This window comes from Nostoc sp., assembly GCF_036919815.1.
Lineage (GTDB): Bacteria > Cyanobacteriota > Cyanobacteriia > Cyanobacteriales > Nostocaceae > Nostoc.
The window spans coordinates 1-18,329 of sequence record NZ_JBALCE010000048.1; the positions used below are offsets into that span (position 1 = coordinate 1).

Here is an 18,329-nt window from a genome sequence, read left to right on the forward strand (position 1 = left end):
TTCTTCTTCATCACAGGTGATGCGTTCTCGACGGCGAGCGATCGCAGTTTCCATTGGCAATACACGGGTAAGTTTGGCGACATTCCCATGAATATCAGGTTTAATTTCTACCCCGCAGTTTTCACAAGTATCACGAAAATCGCCGTCGTGGTAATACCCGCAATTAGCGCAAACACTCACCCTTTTATACTCGCTTTCAATGCCACCAACAGGAATTTTAGTTTTGGCCACCATGAATTTGCTACCTTCGTAGTAAACAATATTATTTGGTGCAAACTCGCGCAAAGCTACAGTGCGTGGTCGTGAGATGAATCCACCGCCTTCACCAGCCGGAATAAATGCCCTAACTGGTAGGCGAGGAAAGTTAAACCCTGGTAAAAATCCCTCGGCAGCAAAGTAGCGATAGGGATAAAATTCAAACTGAGTATTAGTTGTGCCTTGCTTATGTCCCACCAACAAATCGATTTGCCGTCGTGCTTCTCGTTCTTGGGCTTCAGCATTTTTACGTTCCTCTTTGGTGATATCGCCTCTGGCAGAGCGATCGATGCTGCGGCGAGATTGTTCTAACTGCTTAACTGCTTCCGAGTACAAATCACGCCAACGCTTGCAGGCTTGGTCAAAACTATTCAGTGCATTTTCGATGGTATTTTGTAACCAATTTACCGAATACCAAGATACTTTTCGCAGATCGTTTTGGCAGAAAACATCAGAAAGGATGGACTCGGTAGCTTGCAGACATTGCGCGAGTTTCCCAGAACTTATGGTTAATTGCTGGCGCACACTGTCTCTGAGGGGATAACCTTCTATTTCCAAATCCAGAATTTTATTTATAGAGTCGTCCAGGTAAAGCCCAGTGTGTGCTAGCCAAATTGAATACACATGAGATTTAATTAAATCCTGGTTTGCCAGTTCTAATTTGGGTGGGGCGACAACACCGGCAACCATTTGATTTTGGCGTTTAAAGAAGTATTGGTCGTGACCGCTCCCAATGGAGGCATAAGCAATTACTAAAGCTTCCTGTCCGCTTCTACCAGCGCGACCGCTACGTTGGGCGTAGTTGGCGGGACTAGGAGGAACATTCCGCAGATGGACAACGCTGAGGTCGGAAATGTCTATCCCCAATTCCATCGTGGGGAAGCAAAATAATGCTGCTAATTGTCCTTGACGAAATTTATCTTCTCGTTCTTGGCGGTCTTTATTACTTACTTGTCCTGTATGTTCTCGCCCTTCCATTGCTTGAATTTGGCGGGCATTGGTTTGATAGAATTCTTTAAAAAAGCTGTTAACAAGGATTTTAGCTTTTTCGTTCCCTTGTAAGCGCCGGGATGTTAAAGGATCAAGGGGGATTTCGCTGAGTGTTGTAGCTTTCCACAGTAGAGAACTAATTTGTAGCTGTACCTCTGATTTTTGTTGGTATAAAAAACCAGCATCACACAAGGCATTAATTAAGGTACTGATTAAACTGGTGTATTCTTCCTCTGTTAAAAGTTGACTTCGCAATGACCACGCATTAGGCGATCGCAAAAACCTGCCAATTTGACTTCTAGATGTCAGCTTAAGTTTTGCTTTATCATTATTGCCACTAGCTGTAGTTGCCCAGTTTGCTTGATGTAACTGTTCGTTTTCATCAAAAGCCCAGGTTTGTTTAATAACTGGAATGACTTCATTTTTAAGCTGTTCTCGCTTTTCTGATTGCAACAGTGGCGCATTGATTGCCAATGAACGCCGCAGCAGGTTGAGTAAAGTTTGGGCTGCAATGAAACGTTCTTGGGGGGTTGCTTGCAGTAAGACTTGATGGCGGTGTTTTTGCCAAAGGGCATTGTCAGCACAGGCTTCTTGCAAGCCGTCATATTCAATTAGCAGCAATCCACACTGTTCGAGATTGGGTTGGACAATCCGCCATCCCCGGCGTAAGTCATCGAAAATAGGCACGACGTAAGTCATGCTTTTACCGGAACCTGTTCCGGTAGTGACTACATAAGGTTCTTGGCGTTGTGCAGTTTCAAAGGCTTGTTTTTGGTGGTAATGGAAAGTAAAGGGTTTACTGTTTATTGAAAAGTACTGTTCACAATTTGGATGAAGGACTTTTTGTTGCACCAATTCTGTGACAGTTGCACCTTTTTTGTAGGTGGGATTTAGTTGGATTAAGGGGTCAGACCAGAGTTGTCCTTTGTCTAATTCTTGGTCTACAAAGGCTTTAACTTTGGGGTCACGGATTTTTAAGAAGCTTTCAATATAGCGGCGGTAGTCGCCTATTACTTCGTTGCGAAAATTAAAAATATCAAGATAATTCGTAGGTTCTAATGAGGCTCGCGGACTCGCTACCGCTACGCTAACGTAATTCGTAATTGAGGATTGTGGTTGGGTGCGTCCTAAGCGTTGGTCGATATATTGAGAGAGTTGGGCGGCGAAGGTGTCTGTTAGGGTAGAAGGATCAAAAATTTCTTTTAGTTCGACATCCCATTCTTTGGAGATGCTGGTGAAGATTAGATTTAATTGTTCTGTTGGAACTGAATCAACACCTGTACAATCTAGTAATGCTAATTTTTGAGCTAATAAAGTACTGATGGTTAAGATTCCCGTTTCGGGCTGCTGTAATAATTCCTGTAGTTTTACGGTGATTTTCATAATTAGTAATTAGTAATAGTATGAATAATTAAAAGTTTTTAGAGAGAGTTTTAACCCTTAAAACAAGGTTAAAACTCTCTCTAAAAGACGCTACGCGAACACCAGAAAGCAATCTAAATTAATCATCGAATCTACATTAACAAACTTTGGGGATTTAAGCCCACCTTCTAACAAGCAACAAGTTTTGTGTCGTGGTCTAAATCCCCTTTGCAAAACTTAATTACGAATTATGAATTACGATTGCAAAGCTTTTCTGATAATTTCATCATCCAATCTAATAACTCTGCTATCTCCTGAACACTGAGTCCCCGTTGTACAAGCTTTGGCAAAATTTTTAATTTAGCTCGTAGTTGCGCTTTAGCGCTATAATCTCTAATGTATAGATGTGTCAAAAACATTGATGTACGAATATCGGCGACTTGCTCAAGAACAAAAAATAATTATTGTTCAAGAAAGATTGGCTAAGGGTTATCCTCCTCATTCACCACCACATCCAGTAAAAAACAGTGAATTTTATCTAATTACTGCGACTTGTTATGAGCATAAATATCGAATAAATAGTGAAGAACGTCGTCAGCAATTATTAAATAAATTATTTGAACAGTTCACATATCAAGATATCGAAATCCTTGCTTGGGTTGTTTTAGAAAATCACTATCATTTATTAGTCAAAAATATAAATTTTAAAGTATTAAGTAATATTTTGCGTTCAATTCATGGTTCCATTGCTAGATAATGGAATCTTGAGGATAACGTAACTGGTAAACTTTGGTGTTCTTTTAGTGACAGAGCGATTCGTTCTGAACGACATTACTATACGACTTTGAATTATATTCATTACAATCCGGTCAAACATGGTTGGGTAAAATCTCCTTATAATTGGGCTGAATCTAGTGTTCATTGGTATTTAGAAAATTATGGGAGGGATTGGTTACGCAGTTGCTGGATTGAATATCCGGTACGAGATTATGGTAAAGCATGGGATGATTTATAGTAGTTCATTCGTTCGTAGTAGCGCTTCAGCGCCTCTTAACCCGGATGCGCTGAAGCGCTACTACGAACCAAACATTCTATCCCATGCTTCTAAAACTAATCTTTGGGTGCGGTATTCGCCAAATTTCTTAATTTCGTTGTTCTTCAAAACGCGGAATGTTTCGCTGGGGAAGTCTGCGCCGTAGACATCAGAAGGGTCTAGAATATATCGCAGTTCATCGCGGGTGAGTCCGTAGAGTTTGGCGTAATATGCGTCTAATTCTGCTCTTAATAATGCGCGTCTATTGGGATTCCAAATGAATGGTTCGCCGTCGTATCCCATATCTTGCGCGAAGGGTTGCATATCGTAGGCGGTGTAGACTAATTCGAGTACACGATCGCTAATAAATTTGATATCTTCTTGAGTGTATGATTCAGGAGTTAGGACAGGGAGTTGTTTGACTATGAAATAACTAAAATCAGTAGCTCCTATTTTTGCCTAGTTATAAAATCAAATATTAGTGAATTAAAATTAGCTAAAAAGCAACTAACTAATGTTAAATGTTTTTGATCTATCAATATAATTGGTGCTTTATGTCCTACTCCAACTTTAGGTAATAAACTAAAAATAGCAGTACGTTCATCAGTTGACCTACAAATACTTCTAAAACCCAAAAGCCAATCTTTATTCCATTTTTCAGCTAACCGATTTTCCACCTCAACCCGACTCACCCAATAACGCGGCTGAACAGAAAAATGTGAGTTTTGCTTCACTTCCTCCTGTGGCTTAGGCAATATTCCTACATTAAGCTGTGCTTGTGTTGCATTTTCATAAGTTGAATATCGATGGTCAAACTGATGAAACATCTTTGCTTCGTAAAGTGGAACTAAACCATTACTTGCTTCATTTTTAAATAACCCGCTATCATTTGACATATGAAACATAGTCAGAAATGAAACACCCCAAGGGTTGCTTCCTCTACTTTCATTTTATAAAATGGGTACAGCCTGATAAATTTTCTTGGTTAGTTCAGCATCAGTGCAAGTGCGAAATATAGGACAGGTAAAAGTATTAGGATTTAATAATTTAAAATCCGAAGATTTAAGAACTACTTGTCTATTTAAATCATTTGCTTCTTGAAAAGTATAAGCAAGCCATAAGAATTTCATTTCATCAAAGTGTAATTGTGAACCACCAATAACAACAGTACAAAAAGTAACGACGTGTTCAATTCCAGTAAATATAAATTTTTCGTTTTTAAATCCTGTTATACCTTTAAGATTTCCTGATTCAACAAGATTACGGAAAAATTCCGATGTAGTCGCATCAGTTGCGATTCCAGTAGGAACAATAACTCCAAGCCTTCCATCAGATGAAATCAACTTTCTCGTAGTCTCAGCAAAAATAGCATAAGTATTGATGTCTCCCACCGCAGTTAAAGGAAATCTACCCGACTCCCGAATAAATTTACCTTGTGCCTCAGCATCATGTTTCGCATCTTCAAACGCTTGTGCTAACTCAGGATTTTTATTTGGTAATTCCTTAATCAACTTCTCCCGCGCCGCTTTATTTATAGCATTAGCAATTTCCGCACTTTGAGAAGCAAAAAACTCCTTTTCTTGTAACTTAATTCGTTCCCAAGGTGGATTACCCAATACACAATCAAACCCACCTTGTTCAAATACTTCAGGAAACTCTAAACACCAGTGAAAGAAGTGCTTCTCTTCAGCCAACTTATTAGCCGCATCTTTTATCTCCTGCGTTGACAAATTACCCCGCAAAAGCTGAGTTAACGCCGCCGTCGTCGGTAACAATTGCAAATTCTGTTCAGTCAACGGCATAAAAAATGCCGCAGTCCACAAATTACACGCCGAATAATCTCGCCACCATCCCGAATCTTTACGAGTTTGCTGATATCGCGCTTGCTTTTCTTTTACTTGTTGCGGTGTAGCTTCAGGAATATCTCCTAACTCCCGCGCACTTTCTGCGTAGTGTGTACGTTCGGTTTCTAAACCTCCAAATATTGATAATTGTCCTTGGTTATCCGTCTCCCGTTCTTTCTTATTCCGCTTTTTAAGCTGTGAGGATAACTTTTTATCATCCCCAGTTACCGCCTTAAATGCTTCATCAGGTATTCCCTCATCCAGACAATTAATATCTAACACTCCCACCAGAGAATTACCACACTTAATTCGGTGGTCTAAAAAGTTGAGTGGTAACTTACCTGGAAAGCCTTCAATCCACAAAGCCACTTTGCACAAATCTACCGCCAAGGGGTTTAAATCCACCCCATAAATACAATTTTGAATTACATCTCGAATCGCTAATTTTAAAGGTTCACTACCTGGTTCAGCTTCCCCAGTTCGTACTTTAGCTAATTCTTTACCTATTCGCCTTGCTGCTGCTAATAAAAAATGTCCTGAACCACAGGCGGGGTCTACAATTTTGAGGCTAAGTAACGCTTTTTCTTTTGCAGATATTACCTCTCTCCAAACCTCTCCCCTACTAGGGGAGAGGCTTTGAATCTCCCCATTACCTTGTAGGGAAGAGGCTTGGGGGGTTAGGTTTTTTAATTTATCTTCAATTACAGGTTCTAAAGCTGTTTTTATCAGTTGTTGTACAAGCTGCGGTGGGGTATAGTAAGAACCTGTGGTTTTCCTGTCACTACCAAACACCAATTTGAATTCGTAATTGGTAATCGGTAATTGGTAATTTTTAGGAGTGATTTAGGGGTGAAAATCGAGTAGGCTCTCATAGACACTTCCTAATTCTTCGACATCTAGGTATTCATAATTTACCCGCCGCAGTTGTGCTTTATTTTGGTAGAGTGAGAGATAGCGAATTGCTATTAGAAAATCATAATTATCAATGGTACAATCATCTAAATCTGCCAGTGTTTATGAACCGAATAAATCCCCATTCAGGGGTGATAAACCCAATATTTTACCCCGCCAGTTTTCATCAAACAGACAGAAAGTTACCCGCAAACCTTGCCACAAATCTTGAAAACCTTCCCGCCGCCAATTGGGACGTTCGGCTAACTCCCGCAGTCGTTCAATGCTGTAATATTCACGGTAAATTCGCACTTTCTCTAAATCATCTGTGATAAATAGCAATTTGCGGGATTCTGCCACCATTAAAAATAGTAGGCGGTAAATTAGCCGCAATAACTGACGATAAAATTCGTAATTCGTAATTCCTAATTGGGAATTATCGGAGAGTTTTTGGCGGAGGTGTTCGTTTTGGCGGTGTTGGATAAAGCCGTTACCTAGTTGAATTAAGGCTTGTTCTACTCCATCCCGCAGGCGATCGCGTACCCGTCCCCCTTGTTGCAGCGCCTCTTGGTGGTAAAATTCCAACAGGCACTTATCCGCATCATCAACACCAAGAGGCAAACGGGAACGGTGGAAAAGCCGATAAAATAACCCAAAATCAGCAAAATTTTCGCCGTTCAAAATTTGCTCTAAGTCAAATTCGATATAAGTAAGCCGTGTCATCAAAGAAGAATCGCGCAGTAACCGCCAGCGATAACCGTTAGTTGCGATCGCCCATAGATGTTCTGTCTGATTCAGATATTCTTGCACCAGCCCGTGTGCTGATAACCTTGGTGTCCCACTGGGCGGACGTTTATCGATTTCTAACCGACAACCAATAATGTGGATCGGTGGCTTATTTTCTCCTGATTCAGCACGGTGGGAAATTGCATAGGTTTGCCCATGCACCACTTCGGCTTTTGCAGTGTATACAGGGCTATAACCGAAGCTATGTAGCAGAGGTACTGTCCACATTTCGCGGGTAATACTTGTAGCTGAATCATTTTCATCCAGTCTTTCTAAAGCCCGTTGAAATGCAGCCCAATAAGCCTTGGCATCTCCCCAAGCGATCGCAATTTCATCAGCTAATTTGTCAGTTTTGGTAAAACCAAAATCCTCCACTGCTTGTCCTTTAACACTGCCTTCTAGCAGTTGGGCTGTCATATCTGGAGCAAGTAAATTACCTTCTATTTGAAGCGCAGTCAGAGAATTTTTCATATCTGGGGAATTAGGAATAAAAATTAATGTTTGCTTTAGCGCTAGTACAAGCCTTTTACTTACGTCCTGGTTTAAGGATGTAAACACCAAGAATGTCCATCGGTAATTGCGGAGTCACGCGAATTCGACCTTCTTGGGTAATTGCTCTCACCCGCCGATGGCTTTGCAAAAGTTGCTGGGTTTTTTGTTGGGCAAACTTTTCTAAATCTGGCTGTAGTTCTGTCAGTCTTTCTAGTAAATCCGCAATTTCCATCTGCTTAATGGACTGTCCAACATCCCCGACTGGCTTGGCTTGTTGCAGTAGTGAAGTTGCTTCTAGCTGTGATAACCAACTAGGACTAGACGGAGAACCAGTAAAGCCGATAACTGCACATTCTTCCGCCAGTAAGCTTCGATGTTTGGGACTTTCTAATAAATGCCGTAGCCTAACCAAAAGCAAAGTTGTGGTCTTTTGAACAGCATCAGTAGTCGTAAAACCGCACCGCGCCGCTATTGTATCTTTGGTATGTGAGAGTGCATCTTCGAGAATATAACGTGCCAAACCTTCAACCAAAGGATGGTTACGTCCCACATATTCAGACCCTTCTAGCGCAGGGGTCGTAAAAGTAAGCAAACGCGATTTATCCCCTAGTACTGCCTGAAGAAATTTTGGTGGTGTTGGCAGCAACCATGCCTGCTTTTTCTTGATTAAGGAAAAGGAGAAATCATCGTCTTTGCGCTGAGAGGGTTTACATTCAGAGGCAGACAAAACAAACCGTTTTACGTCTTCTTCATTACCTAAAATCTGGTCAGAGTCCATCAATTCCTGTTCTACTTGCTCAGGTTTGATGGCACGTTGAGCAAAGCGGGTGCGGTTGATTGTTTCCCTTTCCACAGCTTTATCCCAACTTTTGTGGATTTGCTCAACTGGGGATTCATTTTCATCCAGCAAATCCAATAAGGACAACTGCACCCCATCGGTAGCACGGTCAAATAAGGACTTGAATACTGCTTCTGCTACGGTAGTGCTGTCCATTGGTACAGGAACAGTAACTCCCAAAGACTTGTGAATTTGCACAGCTTTGCGAATCAGTACTTCCAGTACTGCACCATCCACGGGGTTATCTTGACCGTAAAGTAAGCAGCATTTCACCTGAGACGCAGTTTGACCATAGCGGTCAACACGCCCTTCCCGTTGCTCTAATCTGTTGGGATTCCAGGGTAAATCGTAATGAATTACGGCGTTAAAGTGGGTTTGTAAGTTTACTCCTTCACTCAAGCAATCTGTTGCAACTAATACTCGTTGAGGATAAGATTTCAACTCATCTAGGCGAACTTCTCGCTCATCCTCCGATAGTTCTCCAGTAATGGCAATTACCCGAATTTCACTACCTTTTTTCTCCAATTTTTGTTTTAACGCTTCAGCTACATAATTTGCAGTAGCAATGTAGCGACACCAGATAATTGGATTCATCTCCTTTTGCAACATAGATGTCACTGTGGCGATGCAAGATTGTAGTTTCTGGTCTTTATCACCCCGCAATTTCTCTGCTGCTTGCACAAAAGCTTTTAACTTTCGTCTGTCTGCATCTCTGTAGCTTTGCTGTCCTTGTTCCATCACTATAGTTGGTGATGCGTCAACGGCTTGCTCCTGTTCTGTAGGATCGTGAACGTAAGAACTCATCAACTCTTCGTCTAAATCAACGACTAATGAATTGCCTGATTTAGCAACCTGCCGATTTAAAGTGGCGATCGCCGCCGCAGGCGAAGACATTACGCAACGAATCAACGCCAAAGCTGACCAATATCTTCCCCGACGCTGGGCGTAGCTCATTTCTTTGGTCGTAGTTTTTACCAAACCACGAGCAAAATCATAAACTTCGTCGAATAATATCCTATATTCCTTCGATAACTTGTAAGATTGTTCATCCGAGTCCCTTTCTGGGAAAGGTGTTTCATTACCCAACCACAACTTCACATCTGCCCTTCGCCGTTGAACAAAATGGTTGGCTAGCTTATCCCGTTGTTTCTCAGTCAAGCGATCTAGATTGAAATGCTCAAATTCTGGCTGAAGCAATCCCAATAGTGACAGAAAAGATTGTTCAATGCCACTGTGAGGAGTTGCAGTCAACAATAGTAAATGTTGTTCTTGTTTCTTAGCGATTTCCTGAACTAACTGGTGACGCTGTTGCTGAGACGTAGTTTTGTTATTGGAACGCGTACAAGTATGTGCCTCATCCACAATCACCAAATCTGGACAGTGAGTAATAAAACTTGCACGGCGACGGTCAGCTTTGGCATAGTCCAAGCTAACAATCAGGTGAGGATAGTAACCAAATATATGATGAGAATCATTAGGGATTGCTCTCTGCAACTTAGAAGCCGTCCCAGAACGCACTACCACAGCATCAATATGAAACTTTTCGCGTAATTCTTGTTGCCATTGGTCGCATAAATGAGGCGGACATAGCACTGCAATCCGCTTCACCTCGCCTCGGTCTAGAAGTTCACGAGCAATTAATCCAGCCTCAATGGTTTTGCCGATACCCACATCATCAGCAATTAACAGCCGCACTATCTCTAACTTCAGCGCCATCAACAAGGGAACCAACTGATAGGGACGGGGACGCAGCGATAACCGCCCTAAGCTCCGAAATGGCCCAGCGCCATTGCGGAGTAATAGACGTGCAGCATCCATCAGCAATAATGCTGCTGTGTGGTCTTTAACACCAGCTGCATTCGGTAATGGAAATATTGCTGGTTCAATATTTTCTAGCTTTAGTTGCTGATATATACCAGCAATTTCATCTTCATTTCCCGAAAGCGGTCGCAAGCGAATAACATCTTCACTTTCGGTTGGTAGTACAACCCACTGCCGACTGCGACAAGCAACTATAGAGCCTGGTATGGGATTCAAGATTTCTTTCATTGTTTCCCTATATTTAGAGAGTAGGCAGCAGAAGATAGGCAGTAAGGATTGATTTCCTACTACCTGCTCTTGATTAAGTGCCAGTAGATATCGGTTGTAATGTTTAATTGGTAACTAGCTTACCTAGTAAATATTACGTTGATTATAAAAATATCAAGTTGATTCACATATCTTTGATAATTTAATTTAAAACAAATTCCCTGAGTAATATTACATAGTTAATTACCTCTAGCTGGCGTTTTGTGCGATCGCACAAAACGAAACATCTTTAAAAGCGATCGCTGTAAAGAAAAGGGATGCGACGCCGAATAGCCCGTCGTAAACATCGCCTGTTATCTTCGACAATCTCAGCCAAATTATCAGCAGAGGACTCTTTTTTCTGCAACCAATCTCTAATCACTTCCTCTAAAACTGCTGTTTGCGTGAACTTTAGACAAGCGCAAAAGAAAAGATTGTTGATCGACGGGATGACTTTTGGGCTGGCACTTCCAACAAATAGCTAAACTTTCTTCAACACCTTAAAACCCTGTTAGCCATTAACAACCCTATCTGTTGACGTTCAAAAACTGATGATATTTTTCAGAATAGTCATGAATCGTGAGTAAGCGTATTACTCAGATCAAGTAAGGTCATAGACATCATTCGCCCAAGGGCTGAATATAGAATCGATGCGCTCAGTGAAAAGCCCTTGGAGCCGATGGAATACTGTAAAAAATGGGTTGATATGTCCCCCGATGACCGGGGGTACAGAAAAGCCTGCATAGCCGCTCTCGCCGAAGCAACTGGGCTGAGTCCAAGGACTATAGGTAATTGGGGTTCCAACTTCGAGAAGCGCCCCAATTATGCAGCACATATTTTACGCATGGCTGATATGCTCAACCAAATCAAAAAAATAGTCCTACCGCCTGACTTTCCGCAACAATAATTTACTCGTGAATCGTGACTAAAATACTTGTGCTAAGAGCAGATATTTCTTAAGTTGAGGTCAGCAAGTATGGGTTTTGGGTGCAGTAGCTTGGTATCTTCACAATTCCCTGCTGCTATAACCCTTACTAACTCACCAACGCTCAAGATGCAAACTGGGAGGCAATCCCACCAACATAAATATCAAATTGATATCCTCTGTCAGTTGCCCCTAGAACCGATAGAGTATTGCCGTCGTTGGGTTAATCACGAACCAGGACGTAATTATCGCAAAGCTTGCATTATATGCGATCGCTGACGTTACAGGTACTAGCCCAAAAACTGTTAAAGATTGGGGGACAGGCTTTCGCCGACGACCCAAATACGTTACCCGAATTTTACGGCAAGCAGACCTAATTAATCAGTTTAAACATCTCGTTGCAGAAGGAATTGCTACTTTACCACCAGACTTTCCTCAAGACTAAGGAAAAGCGATCGCTACTCACGACCAACTGCCCCAAAAACCCCTTGCTGTTACCCCAAAGAGAATCTTAGGCTGAGGTACAGAAGTACTAGCTGTAGCGAGTAGCCGCATCTTTCTTGATGACAAAAATGGCAGAACATCCAATGGACTCAATCTCTACCTTTGACATCACTAAATATTTTATCCTTGATGTCATGAAAGACATTAAAACTGGACGTATCCAACTTCCAGATTTTCAACGAGATTGGGTTTGGGACGATATCCATGTGCGCCGTTTGCTTGCCAGCATATCTCTGGGTTACCCAATTGGCGCAGTAATGATGCTTCAGCAAGGTAATCAAAGCCGACAATTCAAACCCCGCCTAGTCAATGGAGTATTAAAATCAGAAAATTATACTCCAAACCTATTAATCCTTGACGGACAGCAACGCCTGACAGCTTTGTTTATGGTGCTGCTCTCTGAGCTACCTGTAACCATCAAAGACCAAAAAAGCCAGAAAATTATCAAAAAGTGGTACTACCTGGATATTGAAAAATGCCTCGACCCAGAGTGCGATCGCCGTAGTGCGATCGTTGTGTTGCCAGAATCCAAAATTATGCGAATTTTCTCCGGTAACTTAATTGATTGTTCTACTCCCGAAAAAGAATATGAAGCGCTCTTGTTTCCTTTATCCAAGGTTTTCTTTTTTTCGGAATGGCGTAGTAAATTCTCTAAGCATTGGCGATACAATTCTCAAAAGCTGGAACTAATTGATACTTTAGAACTAGAAATTCTCAAGAAATTCGAGCATTATCAAATACCTGTTATCCAACTGCGTGACTCCTTACCAAAAGAAGCTGTTTGCCAAGTCTTTGAGGATACAAATACTTCTGGCTGTGACCTCAATTATTTCGATTTAATGAGTTCCAGCTCTTGCAGTGCTGACTTTAGCTTAAGAGATGATTGGAAGCAGAGAGAAAATCGCTTCAAATCATTAAAAGTATTGCGAAAGCTACGAAGTACTGATTTTGTACAAGCAGTTACCTTGGTAGCTGGCTATGCCAAGAGGATAGAAGCTTTAAAGCAAGGGTGGAATCTCGATAAATTACCAGGTGTTGCTTGTGGTCGCGCTGAAGTACTAAAACTCACCAAAGAAGAATATCAAAAATGGGTTGACCCAATTACCAGAGGTTTTGAAGAGTCTGCTCGTTTCCTTTATAGTCAAAAAATCTTTGATGCAGATGATTTAGCTTACCCCATTCAATTAGTCGTTCTAAGTGCAATTTTTACTCTTCTTGGAGAGCGTTCCCGCTCTTCTCAGGTACGTTCTATGCTGGAACGTTGGTTGTGGTGCGGGATTTTTGGTGAAGTATATACACGCTGGTATGAGACACGCGTAGGGCGGGAGATAGTTGAAGTAGCAGACTGGTTAGCAGGTGGTTCAATTCCTTTTAGCATTGTGCAAGCGAATTTCTCTTTTGATCGGCTGATTAGCGTTAGGAAACGTTACGGTGCGGTGTATCAGGGTTTGGCAGCTTTATTAAGACGCGAAGGGGCAATTGATTGGTGTACTGGAGAGGAAATCAATGATGTTATTTATTTTGAAGAACAGATAGATTCGCACCACATCTTTCCAGTCGCATGGTGTCGCAAACAGGGCATTGAACCCAAAAAATATAACTGTTTGATTAATCGCACACCTTTAAGTGCCAAAACGAACAAGAAGATTGGTAGTAAAGCACCTTCCGTTTATTTACAGGAGTTTGAACTTTCTGGGACATCAGCTAGAAGGCTGGATAAAATGTTGCGATCGCACGCTATATCTCCAAAAACTTTACGGGGAGATGACTTTGAAGCATTTTTCCAGATGCGGGCAAATAATTTGCTAACGCTAATTGGAAAGGCAATGGGCAAAAGTTTAAGTTTTGAATCTTTTGAGGATTTTGCTGGACACTCTGATAACGGGAAGAGCAAAGAGTATAAGCTTCATCCCGAAATCATAAATAATTATTAAGCAATTACTGCCACAATCGTTAACTTTACTCAATTGAGTATTTGACAGCAAACTTAACCGATAGCAACTGCGTCCCTCAATCGTCCTAGTGCTGTTTTTCAGAGGATTCTTTTTTTTGCAACCAGTCTCGAATCGCCTCCTCCAAAGCTGCTGTCTGCGTGGCTTCCAGACGAGCGCAAGCAATTTCAAAAGCGATTTTTAAATCTTTAGGAATTCTTCCCCGAACTTCTCTAGTTTCTTCTGCCATCTCCATATGCTGCTTTGGTTCGGGCTTAATTGTGGCACAGCATTTTGGCAAAAGCACATTTGCGCTAAAAAGCTATTGCGGCATTACGTCATTACGCTTATAATAAAAATAAGTAGTAATACTAGTCAAAGGGGCAAGAAGACCAAAAAAAAGAAAGAAGATTCTTTAAATACTACAGATAAAACACTTTTTGATGGATTATTTGATGCTTACGATAAAACCGAAGACTGCCTATCTAAGTGTGCTTTTGCCTATCTGCTAAAAAATAACTGTCAGGTCAATCAAGATGATGAAGACCTCGATAAATATACTAAAAGGAGGCGCAAAAAAGAAATTGAAATTGAGCGTTTAAGAAACCAACTCAAAAGTCAGAAACCAAAAGGTCGAGATTTAACAGCACAAAAGTGGTTAGGAACTTTAAAAGAGGCGACCAATAATCTCCCTCTGAATGAAGATGAGGCTAGGTCTTGGCAAGCTAGCCTCTTAACAGCAGATAGCTATATGCCATATCCTGTTGATTATGAAACGAATACAGATTTGGATTGGTTTACAAATTCTGTTGATGAGAAGACAAAGAGAGCAAGAATAAGGTTTTGGCAAGCATATTTTTTGAGTTGGGCTTTAAAATCAGGCACATCCAGCTTCATGAAGTATGTTTATTTTAATTTGGATTGGTTTACAAATCCTGTTGATGGTTATACCAAGAGAGCAAGAATACGATTTTGGCAAGCATATTTTTTGAGTTGGGCTTTAAAATCAGGCACATCCAGCTTCATGAAGTATGCTTATTTCAAAATAAGACGCTCTTCTCATGGAGATGTAAATTGGTATAACCTAAAAAAGAAAAAAGGTTGTATCTTTGTCAAGTTTAATGGGTTGAAGAAAAAAATCAAGAATCCTGAATTTTTTGTTTGTTGTGATTCTCGACAGCTTGATTATTTTCAACGCTTCTACCAAGACTGGGAAATTTGGCATGAGAACAAAGAAACCAAAGATACATACTCTTCTGGATTATTTCTTCTACGTTCTGCACGTCTGGTCTGGCAGGAAAGAAAGGGTAAAGGTAATCCGTGGAGGGTTCACCGCTTAATTCTTCAATGCTCTATAGAGACCCGCTTGTGGACAGACGAGGGAACAGAACTAGTACGCCTTGAAAAAATAAATCAGGCTGAACAAACTATCAGCAATATGCAACAACGAGGTTATCGAGAGAAGACCCATGTAGATCGTCTAACAAGAGACTTAACTATGAGGCGGAAACTTGAGAACCCCTTCCCTGGTCGTCCCAAAGAACCTATATATCAAGTAAAATCTAATATTCTGGTTGGTGTCAGTTTAGGTCTAGAAAAACCAGCAACTGTTGCTGTCGTAGATGCTGCCAGCAAAAAAGTTCTGACTTATCGTAGTGTTAAACAACTACTCGGTGACAACTACAATTTACTAAATCGCCAGAGGCAGCAACAGCAACGTCTCTCACACGAACGTCACAAAGCTCAGAAACAAAGCGCGCCAAACTCATTCGGTGAATCAGAGTTAGGACAATATGTTGATAGATTACTGGCAGATGCGATTGTTGCGATCGCAAAAACTTACTCTGCTGGCAGCATTGTTATACCCAAACTCGGTGATATGCGAGAAATTATTCAAAGCGAAGTTCAAGCAAAAGCAGAGAAAAAAATTCCAGGTTACAAGGAAGGTCAACAAAACTATGCCAAAGATTATCGTATCAGCATCCACCGTTGGAGCTATGGTCGATTAATCGAGAGTATTCAAATCCAAGCTGGGAAAAGTGGAATATCTATCGAAAGCGGATCACAGCCAATTAGAGACAGCCAAGAGGAACAAGCCAGAGATTTAGCTTTGTTTGCTTATCAAGAGCGCCAAGTGAAGTTGCTTTAGTTTAGCTAAAAAATTCTGTACCTTGAAAATATTATAATAGGAAAATAACAGCGCCGCAGTTCATGTTCTTTGGAGCCAATGTACTGTGAAAAATCTGGGTTAGTTTGACGGCTGCAAAACCGTTTTGCTTTCTGACCCTAGTAGCTGCCCGCTTCTGATGCTGCTGTCGCAAGACAGGATAGGTGCGCTCCCAGCAATAAGGAGTAAGGCTTGAAAAAGCAATAGCCGTTGTTAGCAACGGTGCGGATTACCGCAGTGGTGGCTACTGAATCACCCCCTTCGTCGGGGGAACCCTCTCAAATATTTTTTGGCATGTCGAAGCGGGGGCAAAATCCCTGGAGTCCTGCCAAAATCTTAAAACCCTTGTAATGTCTTAATTTCAGAAACTAGTATGTCAGTTGATTTAGTTTTTTGATGTTAGATAAAGGAAGCTTTTTCAGAGATATGCCAAATTTGTACCTGGAAAGCTTTATTTGCAAGGGGTCTAGGCGGCGGAGTTTCAACAACCATTCCGGCTAGGGGTGGGTTGAAAGTTATAACATGAGGCTTTTCCGGCAGAGTTGGCTTAGGGTTTCAACAACCATTCCGGCTAGGGGTGGGTTGAAAGATGTGCAATTTGTAAAAGTAGCGAATAAATTGATCGGTTTCAACAACCATTCCGGCTAGGGGTGGGTTGAAAGAAGAATACATCATATATAAATGTATCTCCATTGCGTTTCAACAACCATTCCGGCTAGGGGTGGGTTGAAAGGTCTTGGTTAGATTCCACAAACCTGAAGCAAAGAAGTTTCAACAACCATTCCGGCTAGGGGTGGGTTGAAAGAGAAAAGACTCACAAGTAATTCTCGTGAGTCTTTTGGTTTGAATAAACGTTCCGGCTAAGAGTGGATTAAGAAAAACATTTGAAGCATTAAAATTTTTTGAGAGGGTTGAAAGGCGCACTTCGTTCGGGAATATTCCAACATTTGTGAGTATATTAGAGATGTACTGGACTCAACTCCACCTAAAATATCGGCGACATTAATTTGTTAACGGATGTCTGGAGTAAATCGGCGATATTAATCTGTTAATACGACATTTAAATTGTTATCAACGACACTAATGTGTTAACGACGACAAATAATTAGTTATTCGACACAAAAAAATCGGGATGACTGGATTTGAACCAGCGGCCCCTTCGTCCCGAACGAAGTGCGCTACCAAGCTGCGCCACATCCCGCCAAAAAAATGGCATTGTAAACTTAAGAATATCACAACTTGGTCTAAAAGACAGAATTACATCTATATATGATCACTTCATCAAAGGCTTTGCTTGCTACGATTAAATTTGTATAACTCTAGTGGTAAAAGCGGATTGTGACTGTAAAACCAGACTGGTTGCGGGTGAAAGCACCTCAGCGTGAGCGCATCGGTAACGTCAAAGAAGTTTTGCGGGATTTAGCCCTCAATACAGTTTGTGAGGAAGCATCCTGTCCGAATATTGGTGAATGCTTCAAGGCTGGGACTGCCACATTTTTGATTATGGGACCTGCTTGTACACGCGCTTGTCCCTACTGTGATATTGATTTTGAGAAAAAACCCAAACCACTAGACCCCACGGAACCTCCACGGCTAGCGTCAGCTGTTCGCCGGATGAAACTAAATCATGTAGTAATCACTTCTGTAAACCGAGATGACTTGCTTGATGGTGGTGCATCTCAGTTTGTCGCGTGTATTGATGAGGTTCGCTCTGTTTCACCCGACACCACAATTGAGGTGCTAATTCCTGACTTGTGCGGTAATTGGGATGCTCTAGAGATAATTTTACAAGCTGCGCCAGAGGTATTAAACCATAATACGGAAACTGTCCCACGGCTGTATCGCCGCGTGCGTCCCCAAGGAAACTACGATCGCACATTAGAATTATTGCAGCGAACTCGCCAAGTTTCTCCTAGCACATACACCAAATCTGGGATCATGGTTGGACTCGGTGAAACTGATGCCGAAATCCGCCAAGTTATGCAAGACTTGCGAACTGTAGATTGCGACATTTTGACAATTGGGCAATACCTCCAACCGAGTCAAAAACACTTGCAAGTAAATGAATTTATCAACCCAGAACAATTTGCTGCTTGGAAGGCATTCGGCGAAGAAATCGGATTTTTACAAGTTGTTTCTTCACCCTTGACAAGAAGTTCATATCATGCAGAAAAAGTCAGAGAATTAATGGAACGCTACCCCCGCTCAAAAGTTAGGAGTTAGGAGTTATGAGTGATGAGTTAT

General features: G+C 41.4%; 14 protein-coding genes, 1 tRNA gene and 1 CRISPR repeat array. Of the genes, 6 read left to right on the forward strand and 9 right to left on the reverse strand.

The features are described from left to right. Positions 1 to 2,628: helicase-related protein (locus V7K15_RS12265; RefSeq protein ID WP_334905777.1), on the reverse strand; the 2,628-nt coding region annotated here is incomplete at its 3' end. Between the two features lie 385 nt (positions 2,629 to 3,013). Here V7K15_RS12265 and V7K15_RS12270 point away from each other — a divergent pair. Continuing rightward, the gene (locus V7K15_RS12270; RefSeq protein WP_334905778.1) at positions 3,014 to 3,364 is read left to right on the forward strand and encodes a transposase; all 351 of its coding nucleotides are present in this window, start codon (positions 3,014 to 3,016) and stop codon (positions 3,362 to 3,364) included. A 318-nt stretch (positions 3,365 to 3,682) separates the two neighbouring features. Here the strand turns inward: V7K15_RS12270 and V7K15_RS12275 are convergent, their stop codons facing one another. The 6 genes from V7K15_RS12275 to V7K15_RS12300 form a co-directional block, all read right to left on the reverse strand. Continuing rightward, positions 3,683 to 3,964: a hypothetical protein gene (locus V7K15_RS12275; protein WP_334905779.1), complete on the reverse strand. Its 282-nt coding sequence runs from the start codon at positions 3,962 to 3,964 to the stop codon at positions 3,683 to 3,685. A gap of 125 nt (positions 3,965 to 4,089) precedes the next feature. Then, positions 4,090 to 4,536: a hypothetical protein gene (locus tag V7K15_RS12280; protein ID WP_334905780.1), complete on the reverse strand. Its 447-nt coding sequence runs from the start codon at positions 4,534 to 4,536 to the stop codon at positions 4,090 to 4,092. A 54-nt stretch (positions 4,537 to 4,590) separates the two neighbouring features. After that, complete coding sequence (locus V7K15_RS12285; protein ID WP_334905795.1) at positions 4,591 to 6,276, reverse strand: Eco57I restriction-modification methylase domain-containing protein; 1,686 nt, start codon at positions 6,274 to 6,276, stop codon at positions 4,591 to 4,593. 222 nt (positions 6,277 to 6,498) lie between these two features. Then, positions 6,499 to 7,632, reverse strand: a complete 1,134-nt coding sequence (locus tag V7K15_RS12290) for a hypothetical protein (protein ID WP_334905781.1) — start codon at positions 7,630 to 7,632, stop codon at positions 6,499 to 6,501. Positions 7,633 to 7,687: 55 nt separating this feature from the next. After that, positions 7,688 to 10,540 carry a helicase-related protein gene (locus V7K15_RS12295; RefSeq protein WP_334905782.1) on the reverse strand — a complete coding sequence of 951 codons (2,853 nt, stop codon included), beginning with the start codon at positions 10,538 to 10,540 and terminating at the stop codon, positions 7,688 to 7,690. A 268-nt stretch (positions 10,541 to 10,808) separates the two neighbouring features. Then, the gene (locus V7K15_RS12300; protein WP_334905783.1) at positions 10,809 to 10,940 is read right to left on the reverse strand and encodes a hypothetical protein; all 132 of its coding nucleotides are present in this window, start codon (positions 10,938 to 10,940) and stop codon (positions 10,809 to 10,811) included. 297 nt (positions 10,941 to 11,237) lie between these two features. Between V7K15_RS12300 and V7K15_RS12305 the strand changes: the two genes are divergently transcribed. The 3 genes from V7K15_RS12305 (at position 11,238) to V7K15_RS12315 (ending at position 13,921) form a co-directional block, all read left to right on the forward strand. Beyond that, positions 11,238 to 11,465: a hypothetical protein gene (locus V7K15_RS12305; RefSeq protein WP_334905784.1), complete on the forward strand. Its 228-nt coding sequence runs from the start codon at positions 11,238 to 11,240 to the stop codon at positions 11,463 to 11,465. Between the two features lie 69 nt (positions 11,466 to 11,534). Next, positions 11,535 to 11,762, forward strand: a complete 228-nt coding sequence (locus V7K15_RS12310; protein WP_334905785.1) for a hypothetical protein — start codon at positions 11,535 to 11,537, stop codon at positions 11,760 to 11,762. Between the two features lie 308 nt (positions 11,763 to 12,070). After that, positions 12,071 to 13,921, forward strand: a complete 1,851-nt coding sequence (locus V7K15_RS12315; protein WP_334905786.1) for a GmrSD restriction endonuclease domain-containing protein — start codon at positions 12,071 to 12,073, stop codon at positions 13,919 to 13,921. A gap of 85 nt (positions 13,922 to 14,006) precedes the next feature. Here the strand turns inward: V7K15_RS12315 and V7K15_RS12320 are convergent, their stop codons facing one another. Beyond that, the gene (locus V7K15_RS12320) at positions 14,007 to 14,168 is read right to left on the reverse strand and encodes a hypothetical protein (RefSeq protein ID WP_334905787.1); all 162 of its coding nucleotides are present in this window, start codon (positions 14,166 to 14,168) and stop codon (positions 14,007 to 14,009) included. Positions 14,169 to 14,174: 6 nt separating this feature from the next. On the opposite strand from V7K15_RS12320, the gene cas12k reads away from it, so the two are divergent. Beyond that, the gene (gene cas12k, locus V7K15_RS12325) at positions 14,175 to 16,067 is read left to right on the forward strand and encodes a type V CRISPR-associated protein Cas12k (RefSeq protein ID WP_334905788.1); all 1,893 of its coding nucleotides are present in this window, start codon (positions 14,175 to 14,177) and stop codon (positions 16,065 to 16,067) included. Positions 16,068 to 16,563: 496 nt separating this feature from the next. Further along, positions 16,564 to 16,890: a CRISPR direct-repeat array (repeat unit 37 nt; unit sequence GTTTCAACAACCATTCCGGCTAGGGGTGGGTTGAAAG). A gap of 322 nt (positions 16,891 to 17,212) precedes the next feature. On the opposite strand, the gene V7K15_RS12330 is transcribed toward cas12k, so the two are convergent. After that, positions 17,213 to 17,286 (reverse strand) — tRNA-Pro (locus V7K15_RS12330). 137 nt (positions 17,287 to 17,423) lie between these two features. Between V7K15_RS12330 and lipA the strand changes: the two genes are divergently transcribed. Beyond that, positions 17,424 to 18,308, forward strand: a complete 885-nt coding sequence (gene lipA / locus V7K15_RS12335) for a lipoyl synthase (RefSeq protein WP_334905789.1) — start codon at positions 17,424 to 17,426, stop codon at positions 18,306 to 18,308. Positions 18,309 to 18,329: the final 21 nt, after the last annotated feature.